Origin of the sequence: Mesorhizobium sp. M8A.F.Ca.ET.165.01.1.1 (genome assembly GCF_004792065.1) — a bacterium.
GTDB lineage: Bacteria > Pseudomonadota > Alphaproteobacteria > Rhizobiales > Rhizobiaceae > Mesorhizobium.
Genome location: NZ_SRTH01000035.1, coordinates 1 through 7635, shown reverse-complemented (window position 1 = coordinate 7635; position 7635 = coordinate 1). Strand labels below are relative to the sequence as shown.

The 7635-nt window shown below is 65.4% G+C and carries 6 protein-coding genes and 1 pseudogene; 6 read left to right on the top strand and 1 reads right to left on the bottom strand.

Annotated elements, in window-relative coordinates; all coding sequences use genetic code 11:
* The 5 genes and pseudogenes from EN808_RS37495 to lpdA form a co-directional block, all read left to right on the top strand.
* Positions 1–106, top strand: a pseudogene (locus EN808_RS37495) (IS110 family transposase); the annotation flags it as partial.
* Positions 107–419: 313 nt separating this feature from the next.
* On the top strand, positions 420–1652 hold the full coding sequence (locus EN808_RS34960; RefSeq protein WP_127873612.1) for a 3-methyl-2-oxobutanoate dehydrogenase (2-methylpropanoyl-transferring) subunit alpha: 1233 nt from the start codon (positions 420–422) through the stop codon (positions 1650–1652).
* A gap of 3 nt (positions 1653–1655) precedes the next feature.
* The gene (locus EN808_RS34955) at positions 1656–2669 is read left to right on the top strand and encodes an alpha-ketoacid dehydrogenase subunit beta (protein ID WP_127873611.1); all 1014 of its coding nucleotides are present in this window, start codon (positions 1656–1658) and stop codon (positions 2667–2669) included.
* Between the two features lie 11 nt (positions 2670–2680).
* Positions 2681–4003, top strand: coding sequence for a dihydrolipoamide acetyltransferase family protein (locus EN808_RS34950; protein WP_135918202.1), 1323 nt, complete (start codon positions 2681–2683; stop codon positions 4001–4003).
* 239 nt (positions 4004–4242) lie between these two features.
* The gene (gene lpdA, locus EN808_RS34940; RefSeq protein ID WP_135867734.1) at positions 4243–5637 is read left to right on the top strand and encodes a dihydrolipoyl dehydrogenase; all 1395 of its coding nucleotides are present in this window, start codon (positions 4243–4245) and stop codon (positions 5635–5637) included.
* A 58-nt stretch (positions 5638–5695) separates the two neighbouring features.
* Here lpdA and EN808_RS34935 read toward each other — a convergent pair whose 3' ends face one another.
* Positions 5696–6799 (bottom strand): saccharopine dehydrogenase family protein, encoded by a 1104-nt coding sequence (locus EN808_RS34935; RefSeq protein WP_127873608.1) that lies wholly within the window; start codon positions 6797–6799, stop codon positions 5696–5698.
* Positions 6800–6920: 121 nt separating this feature from the next.
* Here EN808_RS34935 and EN808_RS34930 point away from each other — a divergent pair, with 121 nt between their 5' ends.
* The gene (locus EN808_RS34930) at positions 6921–7349 is read left to right on the top strand and encodes an Lrp/AsnC family transcriptional regulator (RefSeq protein ID WP_127278168.1); all 429 of its coding nucleotides are present in this window, start codon (positions 6921–6923) and stop codon (positions 7347–7349) included.
* Positions 7350–7635 lie beyond the last annotated feature (286 nt).

Genomic DNA, 7635 nt, shown 5'->3' with positions numbered 1-7635 from the left:
CGGTAAGCAACCAAAGGTCGCCATCGTCGCCGTGGCCCGAAAGATTATGACCATCCTCAGCGCCATGCTTCGACACAACCAACCCTGGTATCCAGACAAAGCCTGAAAACACAGTTGCTCATCCGTCGCCTTCGGCGACACCTTCTCCCACAAGGGGAGAAGGAAGGTCGCTTCTGGCCCCGCCTTCTAAAAATACCTCCTCTTGCGGCAACCTGCCCGCAACCATTCGCCAAATTGCGTGCCGCCGCTCAACATCGACAAGAAATTTCGCGGACATATCTTCATCTTGAGCGCGGGAGGCCGGATCGGCCGGCGTGGCCGGAACCGATGCCGAAGGGCTTGCCGGGCGAATTCGCACTGGCCTGGAGGCAGGGATGTGCAAATATCCGCACCCAAGCAACATTGGAGGATCTGAGGTCATGGCCGATGCTGGGATGTTGCGGTTCCACGTTCCGGAGCCGGAAGTGCGGCCGGGCGGCACGCCTGATTTCTCCAACGTGACCATCGCCGGGGCCGGCTCGGTGCCGCGCCCCGACATCGATGTCGATCCACGCACCATCCGCGACATGGCCTTCTCGATCATCCGCGTGCTCAACCGCGATGGCGAGGCGGTCGGGCCGTGGGCCGGGCTGCTTTCCAGCGAGGAATTGCTGGAAGGCCTGCGCAACATGATGACGCTGCGGACCTTCGATGCGCGCATGCAGATGGCGCAGAGGCAAGGCAAGACGTCCTTCTACATGCAGCATCTCGGTGAAGAAGCGGTGAGCTGCGCCTTCCGCAAGGCGCTGGCGCCCGGCGACATGAATTTTCCGACCTATCGGCAGGCCGGACTGCTGATCGCCGACGGCTATCCGATGGTCACGATGATGAACCAGATCTATTCCAACGAGGCCGACCCGCTGAAGGGCCGGCAGCTGCCGATCATGTATTCGTCGAAGGAGCACGGCTTCTTCTCCATCTCCGGCAATCTGGCGACGCAGTATATCCAGGCGGTCGGCTGGGCGATGGCCTCGGCGATCTCGAACGATTCGCGCATCGCCGCGGCCTGGATCGGCGACGGCTCGACGGCGGAATCGGATTTCCATTCGGCGCTGGTGTTCGCTTCCACCTACAAGGCGCCGGTGGTGCTCAACGTCGTCAACAACCAGTGGGCGATCTCGACCTTCCAGGGCATTGCGCGCGGTGGCTCGGGCACCTTCGCGGCGCGCGGGCTCGGCTTCGGCATCCCGTCGCTGCGCGTCGACGGCAACGACTATCTCGCCGTCCACGCGGTAGCCAAGTGGGCAGCCGAGCGGGCCCGCAGCAATCTCGGACCGACGCTGGTCGAATACGTCACCTACCGCGCCGGCGCCCATTCCAGTTCGGACGACCCCTCCGCCTACCGGCCGAAGACCGAGTCCGACGCCTGGCCGCTCGGCGACCCAGTCATGCGGCTGAAGAACCATCTCATCAAGCTCGGCGTCTGGTCGGACGAGCGGCACGCGCAGGCCGAGGCCGAAATCCTCGACACGGTCATCGCGGCGCAGAAGGAGGCGGAAAGCCACGGCACGCTGCATGCCGGCGGCAAGCCGTCGACGCGCGAGATGTTCGAGGGCGTGTTCGCCGAGATGCCGCCCCATCTCAGACACCAACGCCAGCAGGCGGGAGTCTGACCCATGCCAAGACGGACCATGATCGAGGCCATTCGCGACGCCATGGACGTGTCGATGGAGCGCGACAGCAAAGTCGTCGTGTTCGGCGAGGATGTCGGCTTCTTCGGCGGCGTCTTCCGCTGCACCCAAGGCCTGCAGGCAAAGTACGGCAAGAGCCGGTGCTTCGACGCGCCGATCAACGAATCGGGCATTGTCGGCTCGGCCATCGGCATGGCCGCCTATGGCCTGAAGCCGTGCGTCGAAATTCAGTTTGCCGACTACATGTATCCGGCCTACGACCAGCTGACCCAGGAAGCGGCGCGGCTGCGTTATCGCTCCAATGGCGACTTCACTTGCCCGATCGTGGTGCGCATGCCGACGGGCGGCGGCATCTTCGGAGGCCAGACGCACAGCCAGAGCCCGGAAGCGCTGTTCACCCATGTGTCGGGCCTGAAGACGGTGGTGCCGTCCAATCCGCATGACGCCAAGGGCCTGCTGATCGCGGCGATCGAGGACCCCGACCCGGTGATCTTCCTCGAGCCGAAGCGGCTCTACAACGGTCCGTTCGACGGCCATCACGATCGGCCGGTGACGCCATGGTCGAAGCACGAGCTCGGCGAGGTCGCCGACGGCCATTATACCGTGCCGCTCGGCAAGGCGGCGATCCGCAGGGCGGGTACGGCTGTCACGGTGCTCGCCTACGGCACCATGGTCTATGTCGCCCAGGCCGCGGCCGCGGAAACCGGCATCGACGCCGAGATCATCGATCTCAGGACGCTGCTGCCGCTCGACCTCGACACGATCGTGGCCTCGGTGAAGAAGACCGGACGTTGCGTCGTCGTGCACGAGGCGACGCTGACCTCCGGTTTCGGCGCCGAACTCTCGGCGCTGGTGCAGGAAAACTGCTTCTACCAACTGGAGGCGCCGGTGGCCCGCGTCGCCGGCTGGGACACGCCCTATCCGCACGCGCAGGAGTGGGAGTATTTTCCGGGGCCCGCGCGCGTCGGCCGTGCCCTCATCGAAACATTGGAAGCTTAGGGAGGCCTGAGATGGGCGAACACATCATCAAGCTGCCCGATGTCGGCGAGGGCGTCGCCGAGGCGGAACTCGTCGAATGGCATGTGAAGATCGGCGACATCGTGCGCGAGGACACGGTGCTTGCCGCTGTCATGACCGACAAGGCGACGGTCGAAATCCCGTCGCCGGTCGATGGCGAGATCCTGTGGCTGGGCGCGGAGATCGGCGACACGGTGGCGATCGGTTCGCCAATCGTGCGGCTGAAGGTGGCGGGCGAGGGCAATGTGAAGGCCGCCGGCAAAGAAGCGGAACCAACCGCAGAGGCCGAAGCGCCCGCCAAGCTGCCGAGCCCGAAACCCGAAACCGCACCGTCGCCCAAGGTGGCAAAACCCGCCGAGGCACCGGTGAAACCCGCATCGCCTGCCGAGAAGACCACTGCACGGGCCTCTGCCGGCGCGCCGCGCCCGGAAGGCGAGAAGCCGCTGGCGTCGCCAGCCGTCCGCTTGCGGGCGAAAGAGGCCGGCATCGATCTCAGGCAGGTTACCGGAAGCGGCCCCGCCGGCCGCATCGGCCACGAAGACATCGAGGCGTTCCTGGCGCGCGGGCCGCAACTGGCCAAGACATCGGGTCTCGCCAGCAACGATGCGATCGAGGACATCAAACTGGTCAGCCTGCGGCGAAAGATCGCCGAGAAGATGACGCTGTCCAAGTCGCGCATCCCGCACATCACCTATGTCGAGGAGATCGACGTCACCCCGTTGGAGGAATTGCGCGCCGCGCTCAACAAGGAAAAGCGGCCGGCCAAGGGAGGCGCGGAGAGGCCCAAGCTGACGCTGCTGCCGTTCCTGATGCGGGCGATGGTCAAGGCCATCGCGGACCAGCCTCAACTCAATTCGCTGTTCGACGACGAGGCCGGCATCATCCACCAGCATGGCGGCATCCATATCGGCATCGCCGCGCAGACGCCGTCGGGGCTGGTGGTGCCTGTCGTCAAGCATGCCGAGGCGCGCGACATCTGGGATTGCGGCGCCGAGGTCGCCAGGCTGGCCGAGGCGGCCAAGTCGGGCACTGCGACCCGTGACGACCTGTCCGGGTCGACCATCACCATCACCTCGCTCGGCGCCATGGGCGGCGTGGCGACCACGCCGGTCATCAATCATCCGGAGGTCGCGATCATCGGCGTCAACAAGATGATGGTGCGGCCCGTGTGGGACGGCACACAGTTCATCCCGCGCAAGATGATGAACCTGTCGTCGAGCTTCGACCACCGCGTCATCGACGGCTGGGACGCGGCGGTGTTCGTGCAGCGGATCAAGGCGCTGCTGGAAACGCCGGCGCTGATTTTCGTGGATTAGAGGGGCGGCGGAATGACCGAGATGACTGCGGGACAGCGCCCCCCTCTGCCTTGCCAGGCATCTCCCCCACAAGGGGGGAGATGGGACGTCACGCCGGGTTTCGCCAATCTCTATCATCGCAAGAATGAGCGAAGCGACGAAGCTGCCAATCTCCCCCCTCGTGGGGGAGATGTCCGGCAGGACAGAGGGGGGCGTGAAGAATCTCGACGGAGCATTCCCTCGGGTCGAAGGGTCACATCATGAAAGAAATCTCCTGCAAGCTGCTCGTCATCGGCGCCGGTCCGGGCGGCTATGTCTGCGCCATTCGTGCCGGTCAGCTCGGCGTCGATACGGTGATCGTCGAGGCCGGCAAGCCCGGCGGCACCTGCCTCAATGTCGGCTGCATCCCCTCAAAGGCCCTGATCCACGCGGCGGAGGAGTTCGAGAAGGTCGCGCACATGGCCGGCGGCAAGAGCCCGCTCGGCATTTCGGTCACGGCACCGGTGCTCGATCTCGCCAGGACCGTGGCCTGGAAGGACGGGATCGTCAGCCGGCTCAACAGCGGCGTTGCCGGCCTGCTCAAGAAAGCCGGGGTGAAGACCGTGCAGGGCTGGGCGACCTTTCGCGACGGCAAGACCGTCGAGGTCGAGACCGAGACGGGAAGCCAGGTGATCCGGGCCGAGACGATCGTCATCGCGACGGGCTCGGCGCCGGTCGAACTGTCTTTCCTTCCGTTTGGCGGGCCTGTCATTTCCTCCACGGAAGCCCTGGCGCTGAGCGAAGTGCCCAAGAAACTCGCGGTCGTCGGTGGCGGCTATATCGGGCTGGAGCTCGGCATGGCCTTTGCCAAGATGGGCGCCGAGGTGACCGTGGTCGAAGCCCTGCCGCGCGTGCTGGCGCAGTATGATTCGGAACTGACCGGGCCCGTGGTCAAACGGCTCGCCGCGCTCGGCATTGAGGTGATGACAGGCGCCAAGGCCAAGGGCCTGTCGACGAAGGGCGACGCGCTGCTGGTCGAGACATCCGACGGCAAGAGCGGCAAGGTCGCCGCGGACAAGATCCTGGTGACGGTCGGCCGCAAGCCGGTGACCGAGGGCTGGGGGCTCGAGCAGATCGATCTCGACACGGCCGGAAAATTCATCAGGATCGACGACCAGTGCCGCACCTCGATGCGCGGCGTCTTCGCCATCGGCGACGTCACCGGCGAGCCGATGCTGGCGCACCGGGCAATGGCGCAGGGCGAGATGGTTGCCGAGATCGTCGCCGGCCACAAGCGCAACTGGGACAAGCGCTCGATCCCCGCCGTCTGCTTCACCGATCCCGAGCTGGTGACGGCGGGCCTGTCGCCGGAAGAGGCCAAGGGCCAGGGCGAGGTCAAGATCGGCATGTTCCCCTTCGCCGCCAATGGCCGCGCGATGACCAAGCTCGGCGAAGACGGGTTCGTCCGCGTCGTGGCGCGCGCCGACAATCACCTGGTGCTCGGCATCCAGGCGGTCGGCCAGGGCGTGTCGGAACTGTCGGCGGCGTTTGGGCTGGCGCTGGAAATGGGAGCGCGGCTGGAGGACATCGCCGGAACGATCCATGCCCACCCGACGCAGGGCGAGGGGTTCCAGGAAGCGGCGCTGAAGGCGCTGGGGCACGCGCTGCATATTTGAGCGCGGCGTTGGTCTTTCCTTCTCCCCTTGTGGGAGAAGGAAGAAAGGCTGGCGCTCTTCACCCCGCCAGCCGGCTTACCATATCGTGCTGGGCATAGGCGCGGCCGAAGCGGTTGGCGAGGAAGGCGTCGAGCGCGATCTCCTCCTGCTTGACGAAGCCTGTCCCCGGCAGCGAGCCGTCAGCCAGCATGTCGAGCACGGCGCAGATTCCGGAAGCCGTGGTGATCTGGATGGCGCTGCGCACCGTCTGGCCGACCCGCCTGGAGTAGATCTTGTTGGCGTAGGTCTCCTGCAGCAGACGGCCTTGTCTGCGGCCACTGACGGTGACGAAGACGATGACCACGTCCTGCAGCGTCGCCGGCAAAGCACTTTCGAAAATGTCCTTCAACACGTCGCGGCGATGGCGCAGGCCGAGATCGTTGAGCAGCGCCTTCATGATCGCGGCATGGCCGGGATAGCGGATGGTGCGGTAGTTCAGCGTGCGCACCTTGCCCTTCAGCGTCTCGGCCAAGGTGCCGAGCCCGCCGGAGGTGTTGAACGCCTCGTAGGTGACGCCGTCGAGCGAGAACTCCTCGCGCTCTTCCAGCGGCGGCACTTCGACCAGCTCGCCTTCGACGATCGCCTCGCAAGGCTCGCAATATTCGTTGATGACGCCGTCGGTGCTCCAGGTCAGATTGTAGTTCAGCGCGTTGGACGGGTATTGCGGCAGCGCGCCGACGCGCATGCGCACGCTTTCCAGCGTGTCGAAGCGGCTGGCGAGGTCGTTGGCGACGATCGAGATGAAGCCCGGCGCCAGCCCGCATTGCGGGATGAAGGCGCTCTTGGCGGAACGGGCCAGTTCCTTGACGCGCCTGGTCGAGACGACATCCTCGGTGAGGTCGAGATAATGCACGCCGGCGCTGGCCGCCGCCTCGGCGATGCGCGTGGTGAGATGGAAGGGGGCGGCGCTCAGCACCGCGAACTTGCCGGTGAGCGCCGCCTCGAGCGCACCGACCGCCGCGATGTCGAGTTCGAGCGTCTCGACGCTATCGGGCACCTCGGCAGCAGTGAGCTGTGCCGCCGAGCGGTCGACGAGGGTGACCTGGTAGTCGCCCGTTTCAGCAAGCATTTCGGCGATGGTCGAGCCGATCTTGCCGGCCCCGACGATAACGATTTTGTTCATGGTCAAATTCCCCTGCGATCCGCGTTTGCCGGAATCATCGCAGCTTGCCTGTCGAAAGGAAGCGTGGAATCCTGCAATGTGAACCCTATCTTTTGTCGAATTGCCGAAAGGATTCGTCGAAATGCTCAGTGATGCCGAACAGGCCCTGCTTTCGCTGCTGCGCGCCAACGCGCGCGCCTCGACGGCCGAACTGGCGCGCCAGCTCGGCGTGTCGCGCACGACGGTGCAAAGCCGGATCGAGCGGCTGGAGCAGCGCGGCATCATCACGGGCTATGGCGTCAGGCTGTCGCCGGACTATGAGCAGGGGCTAGTCAGGGCACATGTGCTGCTCACCGTCACGCCCAAGCTCGCCGACAAAGTGGTGCGCGCCCTGCAGGCGCTGCCGCCGGTCAGGACACTGCACTCCGTCAGCGGCAATTTCGACATGATCGTCATCGTCGACGCGCCGTCGATCCGCGACCTCGACACGCTCCTCGACCAGATCGGCGCCATGGAGGGGGTCGAACGGACGTCGTCGTCGATCATCCTGTCGACGCGGATCGACAGGTGAGTACTCAGGACTCGGGCTCCTCGCTCCCGCCAGAGGCGCTAAGCATGCGCGCATTTCCGGGCGGCTGGTAGCGGCGATCGCGTGGCATGACGGCTTAGCGCGTGAATTGTCTTGTGCCGCGCTGGTCGACCCCCACTCCGTCTCGGCTTCGCCGAGCCACCTTGTATCTACACGAGAGAGATTTCGTGGGATTGAAGCGATTGAGCCAAGGTCCGGGCGGCCGCCCGGACCTTGGCTTGGCGAAGTCGCCCGTACCACCTGAGGTTACAGCCGCGGGAGAGCTTGG